The sequence below is a fragment of the Streptomyces europaeiscabiei genome (assembly GCF_036346855.1).
In the GTDB taxonomy this organism is placed as follows: domain Bacteria; phylum Actinomycetota; class Actinomycetes; order Streptomycetales; family Streptomycetaceae; genus Streptomyces; species Streptomyces europaeiscabiei.
This window is the reverse complement of record NZ_CP107841.1, coordinates 4,754,133-4,779,417: the sequence shown is the minus strand read 5'-3', so window position 1 is coordinate 4,779,417 and position 25,285 is coordinate 4,754,133. Positions and strand designations below refer to the sequence as shown.

The 25,285-nt window shown below is 69.8% G+C and carries 23 protein-coding genes and 1 riboswitch; of the genes, 13 read left to right on the top strand and 10 right to left on the bottom strand.

Going from position 1 to position 25,285, the window contains the following annotated elements; translation table 11 throughout:
- Positions 1-18: 18 nt before the first annotated feature.
- Complete coding sequence (locus tag OG858_RS20775) at positions 19-519, bottom strand: hypothetical protein (protein ID WP_319067806.1); 501 nt, start codon at positions 517-519, stop codon at positions 19-21.
- Between the two features lie 7 nt (positions 520-526).
- Between OG858_RS20775 and OG858_RS20770 the strand changes: the two genes are divergently transcribed.
- A complete protein-coding gene (locus OG858_RS20770; protein ID WP_328544639.1) occupies positions 527-2,182 on the top strand; it encodes a M1 family metallopeptidase in 1,656 nt (551 codons plus the stop codon).
- Positions 2,183-2,195: 13 nt separating this feature from the next.
- Here the strand turns inward: OG858_RS20770 and OG858_RS20765 are convergent, their stop codons facing one another.
- Positions 2,196-3,209 carry a GNAT family N-acetyltransferase gene (locus OG858_RS20765; RefSeq protein ID WP_086749340.1) on the bottom strand — a complete coding sequence of 338 codons (1,014 nt, stop codon included), beginning with the start codon at positions 3,207-3,209 and terminating at the stop codon, positions 2,196-2,198.
- 369 nt (positions 3,210-3,578) lie between these two features.
- The gene (locus tag OG858_RS20760) at positions 3,579-4,154 is read right to left on the bottom strand and encodes a TerD family protein (protein ID WP_037688484.1); all 576 of its coding nucleotides are present in this window, start codon (positions 4,152-4,154) and stop codon (positions 3,579-3,581) included.
- Between the two features lie 213 nt (positions 4,155-4,367).
- Between OG858_RS20760 and arfB the strand changes: the two genes are divergently transcribed.
- Positions 4,368-4,796: an alternative ribosome rescue aminoacyl-tRNA hydrolase ArfB gene (gene arfB / locus OG858_RS20755; protein WP_037688487.1), complete on the top strand. Its 429-nt coding sequence runs from the start codon at positions 4,368-4,370 to the stop codon at positions 4,794-4,796.
- A gap of 133 nt (positions 4,797-4,929) precedes the next feature.
- Here arfB and OG858_RS20750 read toward each other — a convergent pair whose 3' ends face one another.
- Positions 4,930-5,442: a flavin reductase family protein gene (locus tag OG858_RS20750; RefSeq protein ID WP_306300431.1), complete on the bottom strand. Its 513-nt coding sequence runs from the start codon at positions 5,440-5,442 to the stop codon at positions 4,930-4,932.
- Positions 5,443-6,081: 639 nt separating this feature from the next.
- On the opposite strand from OG858_RS20750, the gene cdgB reads away from it, so the two are divergent.
- Positions 6,082-7,845, top strand: coding sequence for a diguanylate cyclase CdgB (cdgB, locus tag OG858_RS20745; RefSeq protein ID WP_319067809.1), 1,764 nt, complete (start codon positions 6,082-6,084; stop codon positions 7,843-7,845).
- A 213-nt stretch (positions 7,846-8,058) separates the two neighbouring features.
- Positions 8,059-9,033, top strand: a complete 975-nt coding sequence (locus OG858_RS20740; RefSeq protein ID WP_086752737.1) for a CBM35 domain-containing protein — start codon at positions 8,059-8,061, stop codon at positions 9,031-9,033.
- A gap of 124 nt (positions 9,034-9,157) precedes the next feature.
- Here OG858_RS20740 and OG858_RS20735 read toward each other — a convergent pair whose 3' ends face one another.
- Positions 9,158-9,487, bottom strand: a complete 330-nt coding sequence (locus OG858_RS20735; RefSeq protein WP_086752735.1) for a peptidase inhibitor family I36 protein — start codon at positions 9,485-9,487, stop codon at positions 9,158-9,160.
- Between the two features lie 118 nt (positions 9,488-9,605).
- Entirely contained in the window at positions 9,606-10,532 is a 927-nt protein-coding gene (locus tag OG858_RS20730; protein WP_086752733.1) for a 1-phosphofructokinase, read from the bottom strand.
- A gap of 178 nt (positions 10,533-10,710) precedes the next feature.
- Here OG858_RS20730 and OG858_RS20725 point away from each other — a divergent pair, with 178 nt between their 5' ends.
- Positions 10,711-11,304 carry an RNA-guided endonuclease InsQ/TnpB family protein gene (locus OG858_RS20725; protein ID WP_256960948.1) on the top strand — a complete coding sequence of 198 codons (594 nt, stop codon included), beginning with the start codon at positions 10,711-10,713 and terminating at the stop codon, positions 11,302-11,304.
- Here the strand turns inward: OG858_RS20725 and nagA are convergent.
- Positions 11,301-12,611, bottom strand: coding sequence for an N-acetylglucosamine-6-phosphate deacetylase (gene nagA, locus OG858_RS20720; protein WP_086752731.1), 1,311 nt, complete (start codon positions 12,609-12,611; stop codon positions 11,301-11,303). The genes OG858_RS20725 and nagA overlap by 4 nt on opposite strands.
- Positions 12,611-13,582, bottom strand: coding sequence for an ROK family protein (locus OG858_RS20715; RefSeq protein WP_328544640.1), 972 nt, complete (start codon positions 13,580-13,582; stop codon positions 12,611-12,613). Before OG858_RS20715 ends, nagA begins: the two co-directional genes overlap by 1 nt.
- 280 nt (positions 13,583-13,862) lie before the next feature.
- On the opposite strand from OG858_RS20715, the gene OG858_RS20710 reads away from it, so the two are divergent.
- From OG858_RS20710 to otsB, 3 genes are all read left to right on the top strand, one after another.
- Positions 13,863-15,083 carry an extracellular solute-binding protein gene (locus OG858_RS20710; protein ID WP_328545314.1) on the top strand — a complete coding sequence of 407 codons (1,221 nt, stop codon included), beginning with the start codon at positions 13,863-13,865 and terminating at the stop codon, positions 15,081-15,083.
- 257 nt (positions 15,084-15,340) lie between these two features.
- Complete coding sequence (locus OG858_RS20705) at positions 15,341-15,568, top strand: DUF3263 domain-containing protein (RefSeq protein WP_086752727.1); 228 nt, start codon at positions 15,341-15,343, stop codon at positions 15,566-15,568.
- Positions 15,569-15,585: 17 nt separating this feature from the next.
- Positions 15,586-16,446 carry a trehalose-phosphatase gene (gene otsB / locus OG858_RS20700; protein ID WP_319067816.1) on the top strand — a complete coding sequence of 287 codons (861 nt, stop codon included), beginning with the start codon at positions 15,586-15,588 and terminating at the stop codon, positions 16,444-16,446.
- A 62-nt stretch (positions 16,447-16,508) separates the two neighbouring features.
- Here otsB and OG858_RS20695 read toward each other — a convergent pair whose 3' ends face one another.
- Both OG858_RS20695 and OG858_RS20690 read right to left on the bottom strand, forming a co-directional pair.
- The gene (locus OG858_RS20695; protein WP_086753881.1) at positions 16,509-17,921 is read right to left on the bottom strand and encodes an alpha,alpha-trehalose-phosphate synthase (UDP-forming); all 1,413 of its coding nucleotides are present in this window, start codon (positions 17,919-17,921) and stop codon (positions 16,509-16,511) included.
- A gap of 288 nt (positions 17,922-18,209) precedes the next feature.
- Complete coding sequence (locus tag OG858_RS20690; RefSeq protein ID WP_086750077.1) at positions 18,210-19,154, bottom strand: glucosyl-3-phosphoglycerate synthase; 945 nt, start codon at positions 19,152-19,154, stop codon at positions 18,210-18,212.
- 131 nt (positions 19,155-19,285) lie between these two features.
- A riboswitch (SAM riboswitch) is annotated at positions 19,286-19,466 on the top strand.
- A gap of 17 nt (positions 19,467-19,483) precedes the next feature.
- On the opposite strand from OG858_RS20690, the gene thrC reads away from it, so the two are divergent.
- The 5 genes from thrC (at position 19,484) to OG858_RS20665 (ending at position 25,250) form a co-directional block, all read left to right on the top strand.
- Complete coding sequence (gene thrC, locus OG858_RS20685) at positions 19,484-20,776, top strand: threonine synthase (RefSeq protein WP_086750073.1); 1,293 nt, start codon at positions 19,484-19,486, stop codon at positions 20,774-20,776.
- Positions 20,777-20,869: 93 nt separating this feature from the next.
- Positions 20,870-21,145, top strand: a complete 276-nt coding sequence (locus tag OG858_RS20680) for a MoaD/ThiS family protein (protein ID WP_037688515.1) — start codon at positions 20,870-20,872, stop codon at positions 21,143-21,145.
- Positions 21,146-21,605: 460 nt separating this feature from the next.
- Positions 21,606-21,812 (top strand): cold-shock protein, encoded by a 207-nt coding sequence (locus OG858_RS20675; protein ID WP_005486335.1) that lies wholly within the window; start codon positions 21,606-21,608, stop codon positions 21,810-21,812.
- Between the two features lie 438 nt (positions 21,813-22,250).
- The gene (gene groL, locus OG858_RS20670) at positions 22,251-23,873 is read left to right on the top strand and encodes a chaperonin GroEL (protein ID WP_086750074.1); all 1,623 of its coding nucleotides are present in this window, start codon (positions 22,251-22,253) and stop codon (positions 23,871-23,873) included.
- A gap of 255 nt (positions 23,874-24,128) precedes the next feature.
- On the top strand, positions 24,129-25,250 hold the full coding sequence (locus tag OG858_RS20665) for an NADH:flavin oxidoreductase (RefSeq protein ID WP_319264060.1): 1,122 nt from the start codon (positions 24,129-24,131) through the stop codon (positions 25,248-25,250).
- Positions 25,251-25,285: the final 35 nt, after the last annotated feature.

Sequence of the window (25,285 nt, the reverse complement as noted above, 5' to 3'; positions counted from 1 at the left end):
CAGACGACCGCGGCGCCCCTACGGGAGTCTGGGGAAGCGGGACTGGAGGGTCCAGATCGCCGGGTTCTCGGCCAAGGCGTCGTGGAGGTCGCAGAGGTCGGCGATCACATCGTGCAGGAAGTCGCGGGCCTCGCGGCGGAGCTCGGTGTGGGAGAAGGTCAGCGGGGGTTCCTCGGCCCGCATCCAGTCCGCCTCGACGTCCACCCACCCGAAGCGCCGCTCGAAGAGCATGCGGTCGGTGGACTCGGTGAAGTCGAGTTCCGCGTACTGGGGCCGGGAGGCACGGGACCCGGCCGGGTCCTGGTCCAGCCGTTCCACGATGTCGCACAGCGCCCACGCGAAGTCCAGCACCGGCACCCATCCCCAGGCTGTGGACAGCTCCCGGTCCGCCTTGGTGTCGGCGAGGTAGACGTCTCCGCAGAACAGGTCGTGCCGCAGCGCGTACACGTCGGCGCGGCGGTAGTCCGTCTGCGGCGGGTCGGGGAAGCGGTTGGAGAGGGCGTAGCCGATGTCGAGCACGTAGGCGATGGTGTCATGTCCTCATAGGATCCCCGACGTGTCCCGATCCGCACCGGTTGTCCCCGCCGCCCTGCTCACTGTCGCGCTGGCACTCACGCTCACGTCGTGCACCGGGGGCGGCGGCGCGGCCGAGGAGAGCAGGGGTTCCGCCGGCCTCCGGGACCCGTACTTCCCCAAACTCGGCAACGGCGGCTACGACGTCACCCACTACGCCCTCACCCTTGGATACGAACCCCCGGCCGATACGGATACCGAGCCCGATGCCGACTCCCACTCCGACACCGAGCCCGATGCCGACACCGGCGCCGGCACCGACACCGGCACCGACACCGATACCGACACCGATACCGAGGTCGACACCGAGGCGGACGCCCACCTGCGTGCCACCGCCGTCGTCACCGCACGGGCGACGCGCAACCTCGGCTCCTTCAACCTCGACCTGAAGGGGATGGACGTCGGGTCGGTCACCGTCGATGGCGCGGCGGCGCGTTGGAAGCGGGCGGGGCAGGAGTTGACCGTCACCCCCGAGAACGGGCTTCGCGAAGGGGAGACGTTCCGTACGACGGTGCGCTACTCGGGCGCCCCGGAGACGATCACCGACCCGGACGGCTCCCGGGAGGGCTGGCTGCCGACCGCCGACGGAGTCCTCGCGCTGGGCGAACCGGCGGGCTCGATGACCTGGTTCCCCGGCAACCACCACCCCTCCGACAAGGCGACCTACGACATCACGGTCACCGTCCCCGAGGGCCTGCGGGCCGTCTCCAACGGGGAGTTGAGGAGCGAGTCCACCAAGAGCGGCCGTACGACCTACTCCTGGCACACCGCCGAGCCGATGGCGAGTTACGTGGCCACGATCGCGATCGGCACGTACGAGATCCGACACTCGACAGTGGGCGCGGACGAGGGCGAGGGCGCGGACGAGGGCGAGGGCGAGGGCACGGACGAAGGCACGGGCGCGGGTCGGCTTCCGGTGTACGTCGCCGTCGATCCCGCGCAGGCCGAGGACAGCCGCGCGGTCCTCGGCCGGATCCCCGAGGTCATCGAGTGGGCGGAGGGGAACTTCGGCCCGTACCCCTTCTCCTCCACCGGCGCGATCGTCGAGAGGCCGGAGGACGTGGCGTACGCCCTGGAGACCCAGAACCGCCCCGTCTTCCCCGGCGCCCCGGACCTCTCGCTCCTCGTCCACGAACTGGCCCACCAGTGGTACGGCGACTCCGTCACCCCGAAGAGCTGGCGGGACATGTGGCTCAACGAGGGCTTCGCCACGTATGCCGAGTGGCTGTGGGAGGAGGACCACGGCGGCGACACCGCCCAGGAGATCTTCGACGCGCTGTACGAGGGCGACTACCACCAGGACGCCGCCTCGAACGAGGCCGTCTGGGACTTCCCGCCCGCGAAGCCGCCGAGCGCCGCCCGTATCTCCGACAGCCCGGTGTACGAACGCGGTGCCATGGTCCTGCACAAGATCCGCGAGGCGGTCGGCGACGACGCCTTCTTCGGGCTGATCCGGGGCTGGGCGACCGCTCACCGCCACGGCAACGCGGACACGGCCGACTTCACGGCGTACGTCGAGAAGTTCGCGGAGAAGGCGGCTCCGGACGCGGACCTGACGCCGATCTGGGAGGAATGGCTGTACGGGGAGGGCAGGCCGCCGGAGGCGTGAGAGTGCTGTTCCGTCACTTCCCGGATTTCTCCGACCTCTCGAACTCCGTCAGCAGCGACAGCAGTTCGGGCGGCCACACGGCCTCCTCCGCCTCGGTGAGCTCCTGGCGGGTCCACCAGCGCCAGGCCAGGATGCCTTCCTTGGTGCGCGCGGCGGCGAGGAGGCCACCGACCGGCTCACGGCGGGGCCCCCGGGCCACGAACATCTGGTCGTACTGACGGACGGGGACGTCGGCGCGGATGAAGTCATGGTCCCAGGTACCGAGGAAGGCGCCCGGCTCCACGTCCGTCCAGCCCGTTTCCTCACGCAGTTCCCGCAGGGCACCCTCGCGCGGTGCCTCGTCCGCTTCCAGACCGCCTCCGGGCAGCGCCCAGTGCACGCCCACCTCCTCGTTGTGGTACTTGAACAGGAAGACGGCACCCTCCGGATCGAGTACGGCGACCCGTGCGGCCCGGCGCGGCGTACGGAGCGTCCTGCGCAGCACCGTGCACGGGCGCCCCAGCTGGCGGTCCCGGCGACGCTCGACGACCTCGTAACCGAGAGACGTCCAGAACGCCAGGGCACCGGGGTTGTTGTCGAGCGCCGCCAGCCGCACGGCGGTACGCCCTGCCCGCCGGAACCGTTCCTCGACGAGGGCCGCCAACTGCCGCCCGTACCCCCGTCGTTGGGCCGCCGTGTCGACGAGCAGCAGCCCGATCCACGGGTCGGGGTCGGCCGGATCGGGATGGCGCGCGAGGGTGATGGCGACCCCGACGAGCCGCCGGCTGTTACTGGCGCTGTCGCTGTCGCCGCGGTCACCGAGGCTGCCGCCGCCGCCGTCGCGGGCGAGCAGGATCTCCACGTCCGGGTTGGCCAGCTCCACCGACAGTGCCGCAGCCACCTGCTCGGGACGGATGTCGTTCGCGTCCGGGAAGTCACCGCTGAGGGTGTAGAAGTCGCGGTTGGAGGCGTGCAGGGCGGTGAGTTCGGCGAGGAGGGGGCCGGGAATGGTTCCGTCCTCGGCCGTGTGGAGTGGTTCGAGCAGCAGCATGCCCCGCACGCTATCGACCGGGTCTGACACCGGCCCCGGACCGAGCGACTAGATTCCCGCCCTCCGCTCCCCTGACTCCCCACTCACAACCCCCACCCATAACTCCCTACACTTCTGTGTCGAGCTGGGCGCGGGGCCATGGTCGCGACCGCCGAACCGACGGCACGTACCCGCCTCGCTGCACATCCAGTACTCCGCCGACTGGCGGGTGTGAGGGCCGACGGGTGTGAAGACGGGTGCGAGGACGCGGCGTGTGGTGGGGCCAGGCAGGACGGCCGAAGGCCCCGCTGCGACGGCGGGCGTCGCGGCGGGGCCTTCGGCGGTGTGGTGCGGTGCGGGGCATCGGCGCCCCGGACGGTCTAAACGTCAGACGCTGACGCCGAAGTCCTGGGCGATGCCGACGAGGCCCGAGGCGTAGCCCTGGCCGACCGCGCGGAACTTCCACTCGGCGCCGTTGCGGTACAGCTCGCCGAAGACCATGGCGGTCTCGGTGGCGGCGTCCTCGGAGAGGTCGTAGCGCGCGATCTCGGCGCCGCCGGCCTGGTTGACGATACGGATGTAGGCGTTGCGGACCTGGCCGAAGTTCTGCGAGCGGTTCTCGGCGTCGTAGATGGAGACCGGGAAGACGATCTTGTCGATGTCGGCGGGGAGACCCGCCAGGTTGACGTTGATCGCCTCGTCGTCGCCCGCGCCCTCACCCGTGCGGTTGTCACCGGTGTGGACGATGGTCTGGTCCGGGGTCTGCTTGTTGTTGAAGAACACGAAGTGGCCGTCCGAGTAGACCTTGCCCTGCGTGTTGACCGCGATCGCGGAGGCGTCGAGGTCGAAGTCCGTGCCGGTGGTGCTACGGACGTCCCAGCCGAGGCCCACGGTGACGGCCGTCAGGCCCGGGGCCTCCTTGGTGAGCGAGACGTTGCCACCCTTGGACAGGCTTACAGCCATGGTTGGGAGTCCTTCCCTCGTTGCGTACGTGCCTTACGGGCTTCGTGCCGGGGACGAAGCTACCTGTACCCCTATGAACGTCGGGAGGGGCGCCAGAGGTTCCTGCGGTTTTTACTTTCTTTACCCGAGCTTCGGCCGGGCGCGGTACGCAGCATCGCCGGACGCGGTGAAAAGGGCGTGACGTGGACCGGACATCCGCGCGACGATGGGGGCATGTCCGGTCCTCACGTCATCCGTGGCTCCGTCTCGCTTCCCGAGGCCGAGCTCATGTGGCGTTTCTCCCGGTCCTCCGGTCCCGGCGGACAACACGTCAACACCAGTGACTCGCAGGTCGAGCTGAGGTTCGACCTCGCGAACACCGAGGCACTTCCCGAGGTGTGGAAGGCGCGGGCGCTGGAGCGGCTCGCGGGGCGCCTCGTCGAGGGGGTCGTCAGCGTGCGGGCCTCCGAGCACCGTTCCCAGTGGCGCAACCGGGAGACCGCCGCCGTACGTCTGGCCGCGCTGCTCGCGGAGGCGACCGCGCCGCCGCCCAGGCCGCGCCGGGCCACCCGTATCCCGAGGGGGATCAACGAACGGCGGCTGCGGGAGAAGAAGCAGCGGTCCGACACCAAGCGGGGGCGGTCGGGGCGGGACTGGGGCTGAGGCCCGGGTCGGCGCTCCTGCGTAGGCGGCAAGGGCAAGGGTGAGGGCAAGTGGTGATCGGTAGGTGGTAGGCGCCTGAGTGTCGTGATCGGGTCGCTCGCGCGAATTCCCACGCTTCCGGCGGGGCCGGCCTTTACGGGGCCAAATGCCTGTAACGGCCCCGGAAATAGGCCAGAGGGCCGCCTCCGGACCCCGGCGACGTCGAAGCCAGGACCCTGCCGATGACGAGGGTGTGGTCGCCGGCGGTCACCCGTTGTTCGGTGCGGCATTCCAGGGTCGCCAGGGCGTCGTCGATCAGGGGGGCGCCGGTGATTTCGCCCCGGGTGTACGAGAGGTCGTCGAAGAGGAGGCGGTCGCTCACGCGGCCCTTCATGGCGAAGCGGCCGGCGATGGTGCGCTGGTGGTCGGAGAGGACGGATACGGCCCACAGGGGCTGCTCGTCGAGAAGGTCGTCCATGCGGGAACCCTCGCGGAGGCTGACCATGACGAGGGGCGGGTCGAGGGACACCGACATGAACGAGGTGGCCGTCATGCCGACGTCCTCGCCGCGCGGCCCGTCCTGATCCAGCGCCGCCTCGTGCGCGGTCACCAGGACCACACCGGCCGCCAGTCGGGACATCGCGGCTCGGAACTCGTCTTCACTCACCCCCTCAGCATGCCCGCCGGACAGGGAACCGTGGGTGGCCGGGGTGCTCCGCGCGGCGGCCGACGAATTTGCGACAGGAATGGGAAGCGCGACAGGAACGGGTAGAGCGGGAGGAACCGGAGCAACGGAAAGAGCGGGAGGAACCGGAGGATCGGTGCGCGGTGGCACCGGCGGGGCTGAGGGCGGGGTCTTCGACACGTCCGCACGCTAATCCTCGGCGGCCGGCCGCCACATCGGGCCAGGGCACGACCCGCCACCCGGACCTACGACCTAGTACCAGGGCGACCCGCCCGGCCGCGCTCAGTCCCACTCGGTCCCAGTCGGTCCCACTCGGCCCTGCTCGGCCGCCCTGATCAGCCCCGATCAGCCCCGCGCACAGTGCCTACACAGAGTTCTGAATTCTGTTCAGGAAGCGCACGTGGGAAACGCATAAACTCCACTCAATTGCTCATCTTCTGTTGTGACTTGAGTCACAGGAGCCATATTTTGTTGACCCTGTGTACCGAGTGGGCTTCGCGCTGTGATTCAGTGGCGGGGAAGCTGCAAGCTGTAAGCGGGAACTGTAAGCGGTAGTAAGCCCGCGAGTTAAGCAGGTTACCTGGAGCCTGGAGCTGCCACGAGATCTCGGGGGGAGGGCGAATGGAAACCGATTCGGAGCCCTACGTCCGTCTGACGACACTGCGGCAGCTGCACAAGGTGATGGCGGACATGAACACCGCGCGCAGCCTGGCCGACACGCTGCAGACCGTCGCCGACGGTGTGGTCAACGGCCTGGGCTACGAACTGGCGTGCGTGAACCTCGTCCGCCCCGACGGCGACCTGGTCGTCGCCGCCCTCGCCGGGAACAGCGCCGCCGAAGCCCTGATCACCGGCCGCGTCGGCTCCCGCGACGCCTGGGACCGCCGGCTGAACATGGGCGAGGCCTGGGGCGACCTGCGGTTCATACCGCACACCGAGGGCTGGGTGCTCGACGAGGACGACGTACCGCAGTGGTACACCGACGGTCCCGCCCCCCGGTTCGAGGACGAGTGGCATCCGTCCGACCGGCTCTTCGCCCCGATGTACACCCCGGGCGCCCCTGGCGCCTCCTGCGGCGAGCTGCTGGGCGTCGTGTCCGTGGACCGGCCGCGAAACGGTCGCCGACCGGGTGCATGGGGGCGGGAAGCGCTCCAGATGTACGCCTTCCAGGCCGCCATCGCGATCAGCAACGCTCGCCTGCGCGCCAACATGCAGCGCGCACTGGTCAGGCTCGAAAGGGAGCAGCAGGCGCTGCGCGCCAGTGAGGAATCCTTCCGGCAGGCCTTCGAGTACGCCCCCTCCGGCATGGCCATCGCCGAGATGGGCGGCGATCAGCACGGCCGGATCCTGCGGACCAACGACGCGCTGTGCCGGCTGCTCGGGCGGCCGGCTTCGGCGATGCGGCGGTATGCGTTCTCCGATCTCGTCCATCCCGAGGACATAGGCACCCTCCTGCGGACCTCCGCCGAGGGCGGGCGCGCGGAGCTGCGGCTCGGGCGGCGCGACGGGACGTACGTGTGGGTGTCGCTGCGCAACAGCGTGGTAGCGGACGCCGCCGACGGGCCCCGCTTCCTGCTCACCCACGTCGAGGACATCGAGGAGCGCAAGCGGCGCGAGCTGCAGCTCGCGCACCGGGCCTCGCACGACGCGCTCACCGGGCTGCCGAACTCCGCGGAGCTGCGCTCGCGCCTCTCCTCCCGTCTCTGTCAGCGCCCCCAGTCGCTCCCGGCCGGCGCGGCGGCCGACTCGATGAACGCGGCCTTCGGGCAGTTCGGGGTGCCAGGGGAGTTCGGCGCCGGGCACGGCGAGTTCGGGGAGCACGGTGCCGCCGAGCATTCGGCGCGGCTGCCGCACCCGTCGTTCGACGAGTACGAGGCCGCGGGACACAGCGGGCACGCCTTCGACTTCCACAGGGCCGGCGGGCCGTACGACGCCTTCGACCACCATGTGCACACCGTCGCGCCCGAGGACGAGCGGGACGACGGGGCCAAGGGGCTCGCGGTGCTCTTCTGCGACCTCGACGGGTTCAAGTCGATCAACGACCGGTTCGGGCACAACTCGGGCGACGCCGTCCTCATCGAGGTGGCCCGGCGGCTCAGCCGGGGTGTGCGCGACGGCGACACGGTGGCCCGGCTCGGCGGCGACGAGTTCGTCGTCCTCGCCGACGGCCTCGGCCGCGCGGACGCCCAGGACCTCGCCGTACGCCTCCGTAACGAGATCATCCAGCCGATTCGGGTCGACGGCCGCGCGATGCGCGTCGGCGCCAGTTTCGGCATCGGATGGGCGCACTGCGGAATGACGGCGGACGAGGTGTTGAAATCAGCTGACGAGCGGATGTACGTCGAGAAACGATCACGTCCCAGGCAGCACAGGCGGGCCGGATAGCGGCCGGAGTGACACCCGCGACATGTAGGGATAAGACCAGGTCAGCGCCGGGCGGCGGCTGGAAAGTACCTGGTGGGTGGTGGGTCGGCGAGGCGATGAGGTCCGAGTCACCCGTTTGGGCCACCGCGAGCGGGTAGGCTCGCTCTCCTACACCCCCACGCAATAACCCGCCACCCGTACGTGTATGTACCGCACCGCTGAGGAGACCTAGGGATGACGCCCGGCAACAACGGCGCGAGCACGCCCGAGGACGACGACCCGTTCGGCTACCTCTACGAGGACGGGCAGGCCCGAGGAGCCCAGCCGCCCAGCGCGAGCTACGGCTACCCGAACGCGGTCAACCGGGCGCGACCGGTCGGCGAACGCCAGTACGGGCAGCAGACCCAGCAGGCTCCGCAGGCCCCCACCGCGCAGTACGGGCAGGTCCCGCAGCAGGGGTACGGCCAGCAGCAGGGCGGCCCCGGCCAGCCGAACACGCACTACCAGGCCCCCGAGAGCTTCTCCGGCGGCGCCCCGACGACCCGCCAGCACGGGCACGGCAACGGCGGGGGCGGCGGCCGGGGCCGTGGCCCCAACACCAAGGGTCTCCTCATCGGCGCGATCGCCGTCGTGGCCGCGGTGGTGATCGGGATCGGCGTCGCCATGCTCAGCGACAACTCGAAGGACACCTCCGGCGACAACACCGGCGCCTCCACCACCCCCACCGCCGAGCAGAGCAAGGACCCCAGCCCGTCGGCCAGCAAGTCGAAGAAGGCGAAAGCCGGCGAACTCCCCAAGGCCGAGGCCAAGACCCTCCTCCTCGGCGGCAACGCGGCCATCGCCTCCGACGTCCCCGGCGCCAAGTCGGAGGGCGGGTTCTATGTCGGGAACTTCAACTCGGTCGGTTCGTCGGTGACATGGAAGATCGAAGACCTCGCCGAGGCCGGTCAATACCGCCTGTACGTGCAGTACGGCATCCCCGGTGTGGATGCTGACGCGACGCTCGTGGTGAATGGAACCGTCCAGAGCCGCCCGCTCAACCTGAAGAACTTCTCCAACTCCCCCAAGGGCGACTACGCGAAGGGCTGGCAGAACACCTGGTCCCTCGTCACCCTGAACAAGGGAACGAACGAGATCAAGATCGAGTGCAACGAGGGCAATCAGTGTGATGCCAATCTCGATCAGCTGTACCTCAAGCCTCCGGAGTAGGCGGCTCGGGGCTCGTAGTGCCGTGACAGTCCCGTAGAAGCAAACAGTTGAGGGCCGCCAGTTGATGGCCCTCAAGTCCCTAGCTGTGGTGAAGGCGTTACCCCGGGTCATGGCCCGGAGAACATCACTGGCCCCAGACGGCCACGCTCTTGAAACGCCACGGAGTCTTCGACGAGTAGTGGCCCGTCTCGATGTCGATGCTGTCGCCGTAGCAGGACTCGTCCGTGTAGACAGTGATGAGCTTGCCGGTCTGGTTGGACACCGATCGGCCGCTGAACGGGGAGCACCCGCTTGAATTGTTATGGATGTGCTTCGTCCCCTTGAAGCTGGCCTTCTTCCACGAACAAACGTAATTCTTCGGGCACTTCGTCGCGGCGGATGCCGTCTGGGCGGTGGTGAGTGGCAGGGTGGCGATCACAGTGGCCCCGGCGAGCGCAAGCAGGCGTAGCTTCATAGCGAGTTCTTCGCTTTCTTGATCGAGGTTGGCTGATCACGACAATTTCAAACGCCAGTTCGAAACGCAATGGAGTATTTAGCCACAAGAGTGGCTTTCAGCCGCGATCAGGATGTCGTCAGGCCGCTGTAACCTCCCCCGTCACCGTCACCTGCCCCACCAGTTCCTCGTACGCCTGACGGTCGAACTCGCCCGCCACCGGGGTCATTACGGTCGCCGCCGACAGGGCGACGGCTCGGGCCAGGCGGTCGGGCCAGGGGAGGCGGTCGATCAGGCCGGACAGCAGGCCCGCGACCGCCGAATCGCCCGCTCCCGTCGGGTTGCCGCGGAAGCGGCGGGGCGGGGTGGCGCGCCAGACGCCTTCGGGGGTGTGGGCGAGGACGCCTTCGGGACCGAGGGAGGCCACGACGGCCTGGGCGCCGCGGCGCCGGGCGTCCCGGGTCGCGCGGGACGGCTCGTGGGAGCCGGTGAGTTCGGTCAGTTCGTCGGCGTTCGGCTTCACCAGGTCGGGGCGGGCCGCCACCCCGCGTCGCAACGGCTCGCCGCTGGTGTCCAGCAGGACCGGTACGGACAGCGTGCGGGCGGTACGGACCAGGCCCGCGTACGCGCCCACCGGTACCCCCGGCGGCAGGCTGCCGCACAGGGCCACCACCGAGGCGGAGCGCAGCAGATCGACGTACGCCTCCTGGAAGGCGGACCACTCGGCGGGTGCGATGAGCGGGCCCGGTTCGTTGAGCTGAGTCGTGTCACCGCTCGCGTCGGCCACGGCGACCGTCCGGCGCGTCGCGCCCTTCACCGGGACCAGCGCGTCCACCACACCCGGTGTGTGCGTGAGTTGATCCTGCAGAGCCCGGCCCGTCGCGCCGCCGACGAAGCCGGTGACCGTCACCTCGTGGCCGAGCGCCGCGAGGACGCGGGCCACGTTCAGGCCCTTGCCGCCGGGGCGTTCGGTCACGTCGGTCACCCGATGCGTGGCGTGGGGCCTCAGGTCCCGTACGCGATAGGTGATGTCGAGAGCGGTGTTCAGTGTGACCGTGAGGATCACGGGACCAACCCCCTTGCGTCTCGACTGCGCGGAGGCTCGATCATGCCAAATGAGCGGCGGTCGGCCCAGTCCCTCCGGGCCGACCGTCGCACTCCGCACCACATGCCAACGACCGGACGGAGCAGGCCGGTTGGGGATCGATCGCCTGTGGATCAGCCCATAGGCCAGTCCACCTTGTTTGCCGGGCAGCGGCGGGCTGCTCGCGCCCCCCAAGGGCAGCAAGGCCAAGACCGACGAGTACGCGAAGGCCGCCAGCCTCAAGGCGCGGGAGGCGAACCGGCGCAAGGACTGGTGCGAGAAGACCAGCACCATGCTCGCCCGCTGCTATGACCTTGTCCGGTTCGAGAAGCTGGACATCAAGACGATGACCCGGTCCGCGAAGGGAACCGTGGAGCGGCCCGGCCACAACGTGGCGCAGAAGTCCGGCCTGAACCGGGCGATCCTCGCCCAGGGCTGGGGCCTGCTGCGGCAGCGCACCGGGCACAAGGCCCCCGGCCGGGTCGAGGACGTTCCCGCCCCGTACACGAGTCTGCGGTGCAGTGCCTGCGGATGGATCGACAAGAACTCGCGCAAGAGCCAAGCCGAGTTCGTCTGTTCCTCCTGCGGCTTCACCTGCAACGCGGACACCAACGCCAGTATCAACGTCGCGGCAGGACAGGGCGGGATCCCCCGCCCCCGGCGGACAGCCGGTGCCGGAGGGACGACACCGCCCAACCAGCGGCCGAACGTCCGTGAACCTCAACCCCAACGGGTTGGAATCCCCCGCTTTTAAGAAGGGGAGGATGTCAACCACTCGCCCTTCCGCAGCACACCCTTCAGCTCGAAGTCCGCGTCGAGGAGGACGAGGTCGGCGTCCTTGCCCGGGTCCAGGGAGCCGACGCGGTCGTAGAGGCCGAGGAGCCGCGCCGGGTTGGCGGAGAGGGCGGCGACGGCGTCCTCGACCGGGAGGCGGTCGACGGTGACGGCGCGCTTGAGGGCGCGGTCCTGGGTGAGGGTCGAGCCCGCGATCGAACCGCCCTCCACCAGGCGGGCCACGCCGTCCACGACCTCGACCGCCAGCGGGCCGAGCGTGTAGAGGCCGTCGCCGAAGCCGGCCGCGTCCATGGCGTCGGTGATGAACGCGACCCGGTCGGCGCCCGCGTGACGGAACGCCAGCTGGAGGGAGGCCGGGTGCAGATGCGTACCGTCGTTGATCAGCTCGACGGTGATCCGCTCGTCCTCCAGGAGCGCGGCGATCGGGCCGGGCTCGCGGTGGCCGAGCGGAGGCATCGCGTTGAACAGATGGGTCGCCACGGTCGCGCCCGCGTCGATGGCCTGAACCGTCTGCTCGTACGTCGCGTCCGTGTGCCCGATCGCGGCGATGACGCCGTGTTCGGCGAGGAGGCGTACGGAGTCGAGGCCGCCGGGGAGTTCGGTGGCCAGGGTGACCATGGCCGCCCGGCCGCGCGCCGCGTCGATCAGCTTGCGGACGTCCGCCGGGTCGGGGTCGCGGAGGAGTTCCTCGGAGTGGGCGCCCTTGCGGCAGGGGGAGATGAACGGGCCCTCGAAGTGGATGCCGGCGATGTCGCCCTGCTCGGCGAGTTCGGAGAGGAGGCCGGCACGGTGGGCGAGGCCGTCCATGTCGCCGGTGACCGTGGAGGCGACGAGGGTGGTGGTGCCGTGGAGGCGGTGGGTGCGGATGCCGTGGAGTACGTCGTCGACGGTGCCGGAGGTGAAGGAGGCTCCGCCGCCGCCGTGGTTGTGGATGTCCACGAAACCGGGGACCAGCCAGTGGCCGCGGACGTCGATGGTGTGGGCGTTCTCCGGGGCGTCGGCGGCGATCCTGGTGCCGTTGATGACGAGTCGGCCGTTTCTCACTGTGCCGGTGGGGAGGACGACGTTGGCGCCTTCGAGGACGTAAGGGTGCGCCTTGGGTGGCGACTGCGGGTGTGTGGGGGCTGGTTGCGCCCACGCGGCGGTAGCCGCATGTTCAGCGTCGCTCCGCGCCCCTTTCAGGGCGCTGGCGGAACCGGCGTCAGGACGCGCGGCCTTTGACGGGGCGCTGTTGTCGGACCCGGTGCCGGAAAGGGTGGGGGCCATCAGGTGGTTACCTCCGAAGGTTCCGTGGGGTCCGTGGGGTCCGTGGGGTCCGTGGTGGTGATGAGGTCCCAGGCCATGAGGCCGGCGCCGAGGCAGCCCGCGGTGTCTCCCAGGGCGGCCGGGACGATGGTGGGCACCTTCTGGAAGGTGACCCGGTGTTCGACGGCGGTGCGCAGCGGTGTGAACAGGGTTTCACCGGCTTCCGCCAGGCCGCCACCGATGATGAGGGTGCGGGGGTCGAGCAGGGTGAGGGCGGTGACGAGTCCGTCGGCGAGGGCGTCGACGGCGTGCTGCCAGACGGCGCCGGCGCGCGGGTCGCCCGACTCGACGGCCTTGGCGCAGTCCGCCGCGTCGGCCCCGGGGTCGCCAGAGGCCTCCGCCCAGGCCTGGCTGACGGCCGCCGCGGAGGCGAACCGTTCCAGACAGCCGTGCTGCCCGCAGGGACACGGGATGCCACCGGGCCGTACGACGATGTGGCCGATCTCGCCCGCGAAGCCGTGGGCGCCCGCCTCCACCCGGCCGTCGACGCCGATCGCGCCGGCGATCCCGGTGCCGAGCGCCACGAAGAGAAAGCGGTCCGCGCCCCGGCCCGCGCCCACGCGCCCCTCCGCGAGCCCGCCGGTGCGCACATCGTGGCCGAGGGCGACCGGGACACCGCCGAGGCGCTCGGCGAGGAGCGCGCGCAACGGGACGTCGCGCCAGCCGAGGTTGGCGGCGTAGACGGCGACGCCCCGGCCGGAGTCGACGATGCCGGGCACGGCGACCCCGGCGGCGGCCGCGGGCACGTCGAAGCGCCGCTCGCCGTACGCGCGCAACTCGGCGGCGAAGTCGAGGATCGACCCGACGACGGCGTCCGGCCCGCGCTCGCGCTCGGTGGCGAGCCGCGCCTGGTGCAGCAGCTCGCCGCCCGCCCCGATCAGTGCGGCCTTCATCCCGGTGCCGCCCACATCGAGGGCGATGACGTGTCTCACGGAGAACAGTGTGACCCTTCGACCACGAGAGGTCTAGTCCACTTACGTGGTATAGACCTTATGGTGTAGACCTTATGGAGAAGTTCGAGAAGTTCGAGAGGTTGAGAGATTGACGGTCTTGAACGCGGGGCCTGTGGTTCAGGCTGTTGTGCGCGGGGCCGTGCGACAGGTTGGGGCAGTACGAGTGGGACAGCGGCAGCGGCGGACGAAGACCGGCGTCAGGAACAGGAACAGGAACAACGGAACGGCGGCACTGGCCGCACTGTCCGCGCTGGGACTGATGGCGACGCTTGCGGGCTGCGGTGTCTCGGAGGCCGACGGCTCCGGCGTCACCCTGAAGCTGGTCGCCGCCGACTACGGCGACTCCAAGGCGAACAGCTCCCAGTTGTACTGGGACGCGGTCGTGAAGGCGTACGAGAAGAAGAACCCGGGTGTCACGGTCGACGTCAGCGTCTACTCCTGGAACGACGTCGACCGCAAGGTCAAGGAAATGGTCGCCGCCGACGAGGCCCCCGACCTGGCGCAGGCGGGTACGTACGCCGACTACGCCTCGGCCGGCCGGCTCTACAAGGTCGACGAGCTGCTCTCCATCCCCGTCCAGGCCGGTTTCCTTCCTCAGCTCGCCGGCTCGGGCCAGGTGGGGCGGATCGCGTACGGGATGCCCTTCGCCGCGTCCACCCGCGTCCTCTTCTACAACAAGAAGCTCTTCGCCGAGGCGGGCATCGACAGCGCCCCACGCAGCTGGAGCGAACTGGCGGCCGATGCCGAGGCCCTCGACCAGGCGGGTACCAAGACCCCGTACGCGCTGCCGCTCGGGTCCGAGGAGGCACAGGCCGAGACCATGCAGTGGCTGCTCAGCGGCGGGGGCGGCTACACCGACGACGCCGGCACCTACCGGCTCGACTCCGACGACAACGTCCGGACCTTCACCTGGCTCAAGGACAACCTGGTCGGCAAGGGTCTCACCGGGCCCACCGCCCCCGCCGATCTCAACCGTGCCGACGCGTTCGCGGCGTTCGCGCGCGGTGAGGTCGGCATGCTCAACGGGCACCCCAGCCTGATGCGGATGGCCGCCGACCAGGGGATCGAGTACGGCACGGCCGCCATGCCGGGGCGCGACGAGCAGGAGCACGCCACCATGGGCGTCACCGACTGGATGATGGCCTTCAAGCAGAACGGCCACGGTGACGAGATCGGTGACTTCCTCGACTTCGTCTACAGCGACGAGAACGTTCTCGACTTCTCCCGTGAGTACGACCTGCTGCCGGTGACCGCGTCCGCGTCCGAGGAGATGGGCGCGGACAAGGACGACGCGGATCTCGGCCCCTTCCTCGAAGAGCTGCCCAACGCCGAGCTCTACCCCGTCGGCAAGACGTCCTGGGCGGACGTCAGCGCGGCGGTCAAGGAGCAGATCGGGCGGGCGGTGCGGCCCGGGGTGAAGCCGGGGGTCGTGCTGCAGCAGCTGCAGCAGACGGCGACGGTTGCGGATCGGGCGGGCTGAGGGGCGCGTTGTCGCTGCGCGGCCGTGCTCCTCGGGCGGTTGCGGTCGCGTCGGTGGGTGCGGGTCCGGTGGGGGCTGGTCGCGCAGTTCCCCGCGCCCCTGAAAAGCAGGGGCTGCGCCCCAGTGCTTTTCGGCCCGCAGGGCCGTGGTCTTTCAGGGGCGCGGGGAACTGCGCGAGAAGCCCCACCCACCCGCAGCCGACCACGCACCCCGCAGCCGTACGGCGCGATGTCGTACCCGTCCGTTACCGTCGTCGCATGGAAGAGCTGGACGTCCGCGAGCAGGCGATCCTCGCCGTGGAGCGGCAGGGCTGGGCGGGGCCCGGGGCCAAGGAGCGGGCCATCCGGGAGCGGCTCGGCCTCGCCCCCGTGCGCTACTACCAGCTGCTCAACGCCCTGCTCGACGACCCACGCGCCCTCGCCCACGACCCGGTCACGGTCAACCGGCTGCGAAGAGTCCGGGAGGGGCGCCGGTCCGAGCGATGACGGATAGGGTCGCAGGCATGGGCAGCCACAAGGACGCAGAGAACCCCAAGGCCACCTTGCCGACACCCGTGACCCCGGCCGGGCGGGACGCGCTGGACGCGATCCTCGACCGCCCCGGCCGTACGGTGATCGCGCTGGACTTCGACGGCACGCTCGCCCCGATCGTCCCCGACCCCGAACAGGCCCGCGCCCACCCCGACGCGGTCGCCGCGCTCGCCGCGCTCGCCCCCAAGGTGGCCTCCGTAGCCGTGGTGACCGGCCGCCCCGCGGGCGTCGCCGTCCGCCACGGTGGCTTCGCCGGTGTCCCCGGCCTGGAACACCTCGTCGTCCTCGGCCACTACGGCGCCGAACGCTGGGACGCCGTCACCGGCACGGTCACCGCCCCCGCCCCGCACCCCGGAGTCGCGGCGGTCCGCGCCGAACTGCCCGGTCTCCTGGACAGCGTCGGCGCGTGGCAGGGCACCTGGACCGAGGAGAAGGGCCGGGCGATCGCCGTCCACACCCGCCGTGCCACCGACCCGCAGGCCGCCTTCGAAGCGCTGCGCGCCCCGCTCACCGACCTCGCCACCCGCCACGGCCTCATCGTCGAACCCGGCCGCATGGTCCTCGAACTCCGCCCCCCGGGCATGGACAAGGGCGTCGCCCTCCGCGAGTACCTGGCGGAAACCGCTGCCGAATCAGTCCTCTACGCCGGCGACGACCTCGGCGACCTCCCCGCCTTCGCCGCCGTCGAAAAACTCCGCACCGAGGGCACCCCGGGGCTGCTGGTCTGCAGCGGCAGCACAGAGGTCACGGAGCTGTCGGAGCGGGCGGACCTGGTGGTGGACGGCCCGGCGGGGGTCGTACACCTGCTGTCGGCGATCGCCGAGCACGTATAACGAAGAACGAGAGAACGAGAGAACGAGAGAGGGCGCCCGGTTCTTTCGGGGGCGCGGGGCTCTCACTCTTCCAACGCCCTCAACTGATCCAGGAACCACTGAGTCGGCGGCAACGCAGTGGCCGCCGCCGCGAGCCGCTTCGTGCGCTCCGCCCGCTCAGCCGCCGGCAGGCACAGCGCTTCGTGCAATGCCCTTGCCGTACCCACCACGTCGTACGGGTTCACCACGATCGAGTCGTCCCCCAGTTCCTCGAACGCCCCCGCCTCCCGTGACAGCACGAGCACGCACCCCTCGTCGGAGATGATCGGCATCTCCTTGGCGACGAGGTTCATGCCGTCCCGGATGGGGTTCACCAGGGCCACGTCCGCGAGCCGGTACGCCGCCAGGGACCGCGCGAAGTCGTCCTTCAGGTGGAGGATGACCGGCGTCCAGCCCGGCGTCCCGTACCGCTCGTTGATGTCGTCCGCGACCCGCTGGACCTCGGCCATGTAGTCCCGGTACACCGCGAGGTCCTGCCGCGACGGGTACGCGAAGGCGACGTGTACGACGCGCTCGCGCCAGGTCGGCTGGTCGTCGAGGAGCTGCCGGTAGGCGTGCAGGCCGCGCACGATGTTCTTGGAGAGTTCCGTGCGGTCGACACGGACGATCGTGCGGCGCGGGGTGCCGTCCGGGGCCGTACCGATCTGTTCCCGCAGCAGGGCCATGCGGTCGTCGACGTCCGCCTGGTGGGCGCGGGCCCGCAGGAAGTCCGCGTCGGCGCCCAGACCGTGCACGCCGATCCGGGTGCCGGACGGGCTGCCGGGGCCCAGGACCGCCCGGCAGCACTCGGTGAACGCGTCCGCCCACCGCTGGGTGAGGAACGCGGCCCGGTCGGCGCCGAGGATCCCGTCGAGCACCTGCGCGGCGATGTCGTCGGGGAGCAGCCGGAAGTAGTCGACGGGCGCCCACGGGGTGTGCGAGAAGTGGCCGATCCGCAGGTCGGGGCGGAGTTCGCGCAGCATCCGGGGGACCAGGACCAGGTGGTAGTCCTGGACCAGCACGGACGCGCCGTCCGCCGCCTCCTGGGCGAGGGCCTCGGCGAAGGCGCGGTTGTACGTCTCGTACGCCGCCCACTGGCGCCGGAACTCCGCGTCGAAGGACGGCTCCAGCGGGGTCTGGTAGAGCATGTGGTGCACGAACCACAGCGTGGAGTTGGCCACGCCGTTGTAGGCGTCGTGGTGCACGTCGGCGGGGATGTCCAGCATGCGCACGCCGGGCTCGGCGACGCCGCGGCGTACGGCCTCGCGGTCGCCGTCGCCCAGCGCGGAGCACACCCAGACGGCGCCGGAGTCAGGGTCGATCGCGGAGAGGCCCGACACGAGGCCGCCGCCGCCGCGCTTCGCGCTGAGCGTGTCGGTCTTCTCGTCCAGCGTGTAGGTGACGGGTCCCCGATTGGACGCGACCAGTACCTGAGCCGCGCGGTGCGTTGATGCCATAAGGCTCAACCTAGCCCGGGGGTTCGGCGGTCAAACGTGCGGTTCGGCCGTATACAGGAGCGTCCATGGGGGTGGGGGGTGCGGGTGCGGGTCCGGTGGGGCTTCTCGCGCAGTTCCCCGCGCCCCTCAAGACCAGGCCCTGCGGGCCTGAAAGACGACGGCCCTGCGGGCCGGAAAGCACGGGGCGCAGCCCCTGCTTTCCGGGGGCGCGGGGAACTGCGCGACCAGCCCCCACTCACCCGCACCCGCCCACGAACCGCACCCCACGAACCGCACCCCCCCACCCCCTCACGCCGCCTTCCGCTCCACGTACTCCGCGATCTCCACCATCGGCGGCCTCTCCTCCAGATCCACCGAATGCGTCCGCGGCTCGAACCCGTTCCGCCCCCGTTCGAACTGCGTCAGGACGGGCCGGATCAGGTGGCCCCGGGCCAGCCGGAGCTGCGCGGTCCGGTAGATCGCCGCGGACATGCGGCCCAGCGCCTGACCGTCCTGGTGACGGTGTTTGCGGACGCCCACGTCGACCTGGGACAGGGCGTCGAGGCCGACCAGATGCAGTGCGTCGACCAGCATGCCCAGCTCCACGCCGTAGCCGACGGGGAACGGGAGCTGTTCCAGCAGGGAGCGGCGGGCCGCGTACTCGCCGCCGAGCGGCTGGACGAAGCCGGCCAGCTGGGGCCAGTGCATGTTGAGGAGGGGGCGGGCCATGAGTTCCGTCACACGGCCGCCCTGGCCGGCGGCGGAACCCAGGGGGCGGTCGTACATCGCCTTGACGAGGTCGACACCGGGGTCGGTGAGCAGGGGGCCGACGATCCCGGAGACGAAGTCGGACGAGAACTCCTTGAGGTCCGCGTCGATGAAGCAGACGATGTCGCCCGTCGTGACGAGCAGGGAGCGCCACAGGACCTCGCCCTTGCCGGGCACGGCCGGGATGCGGGGCAGGATGTCGTCGCGGTGGACGACTCTCGCCCCGGCTGCCGCCGCGACCTCGGACGTCCGGTCGGTCGAGCCGGAGTCGACGACCACGATCTCGTCGACGAGCGGGACCTGCCGCATGAGGTCATGACGGATGATCGCGACGATGTCGCCGACCGTCTCCTCCTCGTTCAGCGCGGGCAGGACGACGCTGACCGACTGGCCGCTCGCTCGTTTCGCGGCCATGATCCTGTGGAGCGGGCGGTCGGTCATGGACCAGGAGCGGGTGCTCAGCCAACGCTCGACTTCCTTCAGCACGGTGCGCGGCTCCTCTGCGTTCATCTCGCGGTTCGGACGGCTCTCTCAACTGTCCTGGCCTTCGGTTACAGTCTTGGACAACGCTGGTGACCATCGCATGTCGGTGCTCGTCCGCGTATACAACCAAATACCGCTCATCCAGAGGGGCAGAGGGATACGGCCCGATGAAGCCCCGGCAACCCTCCAGCCGGTCTCGTACCGATCGACGGCGCAGCGCGATGGCGCGCCACCGTTGATCGTTCCGCGAGGCTCCCGGCTCGGGAAGGTGCCAAATCCGTCTCACGGCGAAGTGCGTCGTGAGGAAGATGAGGAGAAAGGGCCTCGCCTCCATGGCTGCGCAGACTGTTGCAAGCACCACCGACTCCACCTCCACAGTAGACCTCGGCCCCGCCGCCGCCCTGAGCTGTCGCGAATGCGGTCACCGCGTATCCCTCGGGCCGGTCTTCGCGTGCGAGGAGTGTTTCGGGCCGCTGGAGATCGCGTACGACTACTCCGCCTACGAAACCGAAGAGCTGCGCAAGCGGATCGAGTCCGGCCCCGCGAACATCTGGCGGTACGCGCCCCTGCTGCCCGTCCCGGCCGACGTGGCCACCAAGCCGAACATCAACCCCGGCTGGACCCAGCTCGTCAAGGCGGACAACCTCGCGGCCGCGCTCGGCGTCGACACCGGCAAGCTCTTCATCAAGGACGACTCCGGCAACCCGACGCACTCCTTCAAGGACCGCGTCGTCGCCCAGGCACTGGAGGCGGCCCGCGCCTTCGGCTTCACCACCCTCTCCTGCTCCTCCACGGGCAACCTGGCCGGTGCCGTCGGCGCCGCCGCCGCCCGCGCCGGCCTGCGGTCCTGCGTGTTCATCCCGCACGACCTGGAGCAGGGCAAGGTCGTCATGGCCGCCATCTACGGTGGCGAGCTCGTCGGCATCGAGGGCAACTACGACGACGTGAACCGTTTCTGCTCCGAGCTGATCGGCGACCCGGCCGGCGAGGGCTGGGGCTTCGTCAACGTCAACCTGCGGCCGTACTACGCGGAGGGCTCCAAGACCCTGGCGTACGAGATCTGCGAGCAGCTCGGCTGGCGGCTTCCCGACCAGCTGGTCGTGCCGATCGCCTCCGGGTCGCAGCTCACGAAGATCGACAAGGGGCTCCAGGAGCTGATCAGGCTCGGGCTCGTCGAGGACAAGCCGTACAAGATCTTCGGTGCGCAGGCGGAGGGGTGCTCGCCGGTGTCGGTGGCCTTCAAGGCCGGGCACGACGTGGTGCGGCCCCAGAAGCCGAACACCATCGCGAAGTCGCTGGCGATCGGCAACCCGGCGGACGGGCCGTATGTGCTCGACATCGCGCGGCGCACCGGTGGGGCCGTGGAGGACGTGACGGACGAGCAGGTCGTCGAGGCGATCAAGCTGCTGGCGCGGACGGAAGGGATCTTCGCGGAGACCGCCGGTGGGGTGACCGTCGGGGTGGCGAAGAAGCTGATCGAGGACGGGCTTCTCGACCCGACGCTGACCACGGTCGTTCTCAACACCGGTGACGGTCTGAAGACGCTGGACGCGGTGGCCGGGACCGGCCTCACCGCGACCATTCGGCCCAACCTTGATTCGTTCCGTGAGGCCGGTCTCGCGTAAGACTCGCCAGTCGTTCGTCTGCGGGCCGGTGGGGGCCGGCCGCGCAGTTCCCCGCGCCCCCAACCCCGCCGTCCCGACCGGAGGTCACACGTCATGAGCGTCAACGTTCGCATCCCCACCATCCTTCGTACCTACACCGGCGGCAAGGCCGAGGTGAGTGCCGAAGGCGCGACTCTCGCCGAGGTGATCGCCGACCTCGAGAAGAACCACAACGGGATCGCCGCCCGGGTTCTGGATGACCAGGGCAAGTTGCGGCGGTTCGTGAATGTGTACGTGAATGACGACGATGTCCGGTTCGAGCAGGGGCTGGAGACGGCCACGCCGGACGGTGCGGGCGTGTCGATCATTCCCGCCGTCGCCGGCGGCTGACCCCGGCCGTACCGGCCGGTAGTAACCGTCGGTAACTTTGATTACTGAGAGTTCATCGAATTGCCCCCTCTGCGAGAGAAGCGGAGGGGGCAATTCTCTATGGTTGAGCACGGTACAGTTGGGGAACCCGGTCCGATCGGCATAGTGATTCCATGCCGGGCGCATATTTGATTGAGCCGCACGCCCTATATGAAGTAGCCAAAGTGTGCAGGCCTTTTGCGTATTTCTTCCCTTTTGTGGGGCCCGACTTGCCCTGAATTCGGGTGAATTGTTCGTACATTCCCGACCGGTCGTGTCCAGAATTCTCGTCCGATTGACCTGTTGCAGAGGGCAGTTGGACAGATACATTCGGCCGCGGTCGACGCGTTCCGGCGCACACCCCCAACCGTTGGGGGGTGAGGTCTGACCCGGATCCGCGAAGTGTGGATCTGTGCAAGGGCCAGTAATAGGGGAGTTAGGCATGGCTCAGGGCACCGTCAAGTGGTTCAACGCGGAGAAGGGGTACGGCTTCATCGCGGTCGACGGTGGTGCGGATGTATTCGTCCACTACAGCGCGATTCAGATGGACGGTTACCGCACCCTGGAAGAGGGCCAGCGGGTCGAGTTCGAGATCTCGCAGGGTCAGAAGGGGCCGCAGGCGGACATGGTCCGGCTCGCGGCCGGCTGAAGTAACGCGCCGGGGTTAACGCAGCGACGTTCTTCGTTCTTCGTGGGAGGGCTCGCATCCCGTAAGGGGTGCGAGCCCTCTTGTGTGCGCGGTCACCGGTCGAGGCCGCCCACGGGTCCGGGGCGGGGGTGCGGGCGGGGGTCGCGCATGGGCGCGCGGGGGTGCGTTCACCTGCGGATCATCGAGAGCCGCTTGCGCCCGCCCGTCACCCGACCACCACCCCTCAACGAGCCCGCTTCGCGGGCGCACCTTGCACTCGGGCATGCCGAGTGCTAATCATTGGCGTTAGCACTCTGAAGGTGAGAGTGACAACGAGGATCGGGTCGGTGAGGCCCGCAGGCCATGTGGGGCAAGGAACCACGAGGCCGGCGAGCCGTCCGTCGCGGGCGCCAGCACGGTCCGGAGAAATCCACCCCCTGTCCGGGAGGACCACTTCACATGGCCAAGATCATCGCGTTCGACGAGGAGGCACGGCGCGGCCTCGAGCGCGGCATGAACCAGCTCGCGGACGCCGTCAAGGTGACGCTCGGCCCCAAGGGCCGCAACGTCGTCCTCGAGAAGAAGTGGGGCGCCCCCACGATCACCAACGATGGTGTCTCCATCGCCAAGGAGATCGAGCTCGAGGACCCGTACGAGAAGATCGGCGCCGAGCTGGTCAAGGAAGTCGCGAAGAAGACGGACGACGTAGCCGGTGACGGCACGACGACCGCGACCGTCCTGGCCCAGGCGCTGGTCCGCGAAGGCCTGCGCAACGTCGCCGCCGGTGCCAACCCGATGGCCCTGAAGCGCGGTATCGAGAAGGCCGTCGAGGCCGTCTCCGGTGCGCTGCTCGACCAGGCCAAGGAGGTCGAGACCAAGGAGCAGATCGCCTCCACGGCCTCCATCTCCGCCGCCGACACCCAGATCGGCGAGCTCATCGCCGAGGCGATGGACAAGGTCGGCAAGGAAGGCGTCATCACCGTCGAGGAGTCGCAGACCTTCGGGCTCGAGCTTGAGCTCACCGAGGGCATGCGCTTCGACAAGGGCTACATCTCGGCGTACTTCGCGACCGACATGGAGCGCATGGAGGCCGTGCTCGAGGACCCCTACATCCTCATCGCCAACTCCAAGGTCACCAACGTCAAGGACCTGCTCCCGCTCCTGGAGAAGGTCATGCAGTCGGGCAAGCCGCTGCTGATCATCGCCGAGGACGTCGAGGGCGAGGCCCTGTCGACCCTGGTCGTCAACAAGATCCGTGGCACCTTCAAGTCCGTCGCCGTCAAGGCCCCGGGCTTCGGCGACCGCCGCAAGGCGATGCTGAACGACATCGCCATCCTCACGGGCGGCGAGGTCATCTCCGAGGAGGTCGGTCTCAAGCTCGAGAACACCTCCATCGACCTCCTGGGCCGTGCCCGCAAGGTCGTCATCACCAAGGACGAGACGACCATCGTCGACGGGTCCGGCTCCTCCGAGCAGGTCCAGGGCCGGGTCAACCAGATCCGCGCCGAGATCGAGAACAGCGACTCGGACTACGACCGCGAGAAGCTCCAGGAGCGCCTGGCGAAGCTCGCGGGCGGCGTGGCCGTCATCAAGGCCGGTGCCGCGACCGAGGTCGAGCTCAAGGAGCGCAAGCACCGCATCGAGGACGCCGTTCGCAACGCGAAGGCGGCCGTCGAAGAGGGCATCGTCGCCGGTGGTGGCGTGGCCCTGCTCCAGGCCTCCTCGGTCTTCGAGAAGCTGGAGCTGACGGGTGACGAGGCGACCGGCGCCAACGCCGTACGTCTCGCGCTGGAGGCCCCGCTCAAGCAGATCGCCGTCAACGGTGGTCTCGAGGGTGGCGTCATCGTCGAGAAGGTGCGCAACCTGCCCGTCGGTCACGGCCTGAACGCCGCGACCGGTGAGTACGTCGACATGATCGCCGAAGGCATCATCGACCCGGCGAAGGTCACGCGCTCCGCTCTGCAGAACGCCGCCTCCATCGCCGCGCTCTTCCTCACCACCGAGGCCGTCATCGCCGACAAGCCGGAGAAGGCTTCCGCGCCTGCCGGTGGCGGTATGCCCGGCGGTGACATGGACTTCTGATCGACCCTGGTCGATCACCGTCCTTCAGTACCGAGGGCGGCACTCCCTGGACGCAGGGAGTGCCGCCCTCGGGCGTGTCCGGGGTCACATCGGACGCGGGGGTGGCGGCGGAATTCCGTGCCGGGCGGGGCGGTTGGGAGGAGAGGTGCTAGATGCATGCGCATGTAGTGCATGTTCCACTAGTTCCACTCGTACCACTCGATGTCCACGCGACGTCGTGCCGACGTCCCTACGGCCTCTCCGAGGAGTCCCCACGTGACCACCGCCTCCACCTCCCGTGCCGCCGAAGTGCTGTCCCGACCCGTCACGATCAACGGTCTGACCGTTCCGAACCGGATCGCCATGGCCCCCATGACGCGGGTGTTCTCGCCCGGCGGTGTCCCCGGGGCGGACGTGGCCTCGTACTACGGGCGGCGGGCGGCCGCGGGAGTCGGCCTGATCGTGACCGAGGGCACCTACGTCGGTCACGAGACGGCCGGGGACCTGGACGGAGTGCCGCGGTTCGCCGGTGAGGAGCAGCTCGCCGGCTGGGCGAAGGTCGTGGAGGCGGTGCACGCCGGTGGCGGCACGATCGTCCCGCAGCTGTGGCACATCGGGACCGTCCGGCAGCAGGGCAAGCTCTTCCCGGACGCCCCCGTGTTCGGCCCCTCCGGCCTGCGGCCCGACGGCACCGAGGCCGACGGCGGCCGGGCCATGACCCAGGCCGACATCGACGAGGTCGTCGAGGCCTTCGCCAAGTCCGCCGCCGAGGCCGAGCGCATCGGCATGGACGGCGTGGAGATCCACGGTGCCCACGGCTACCTGATCGACCAGTTCCTCTGGGAGCGCACCAACCGCCGTACGGACGCCTACGGCGGTGACCTCGTCGCCCGTACGAAGTTCGCGGCGGAGGTCGTGGCGGCCGTACGGGACTCCGTGTCCGCCGACTTCCCGATCATCTTCCGCTACTCGCAGTGGAAGCAGGAGGCGTACGACGCGCGCCTCGCCGAGACGCCGGAGGAGCTGGAGGCGCTGCTGAGCCCGCTCGTGGCGGCCGGGGTCGACGCGTTCCACGCGTCCACGCGCCGCTACTGGCAGGCGGAGTTCGAGGGCTCCGAGCTCAACCTCGCGGGCTGGACGAAGAAGCTCACCGGCAAGCCCACCATCACCGTCGGCTCGGTCGGCCTGGACGGCGAGTTCCTCGCCGCGTTCGCCGGTGAGTCGTCGTCGACCAAGGCCATCGACGACCTGCTGGACGGCCTGGAGGCCGAGGAGTTCGACCTCGTCGCCGTGGGCCGCGCGCTGCTCCAGGACCCGGAGTGGGCGGCGAAGGTGCTCGACGGCCGCTTCGGCGAACTGAAGGCGTTCGAGCCGGCGGCGCTGGGCTCGCTCAGCTGAGGTGGTGCCGGGCCCACGAGTCCGGTGGGCCCGGC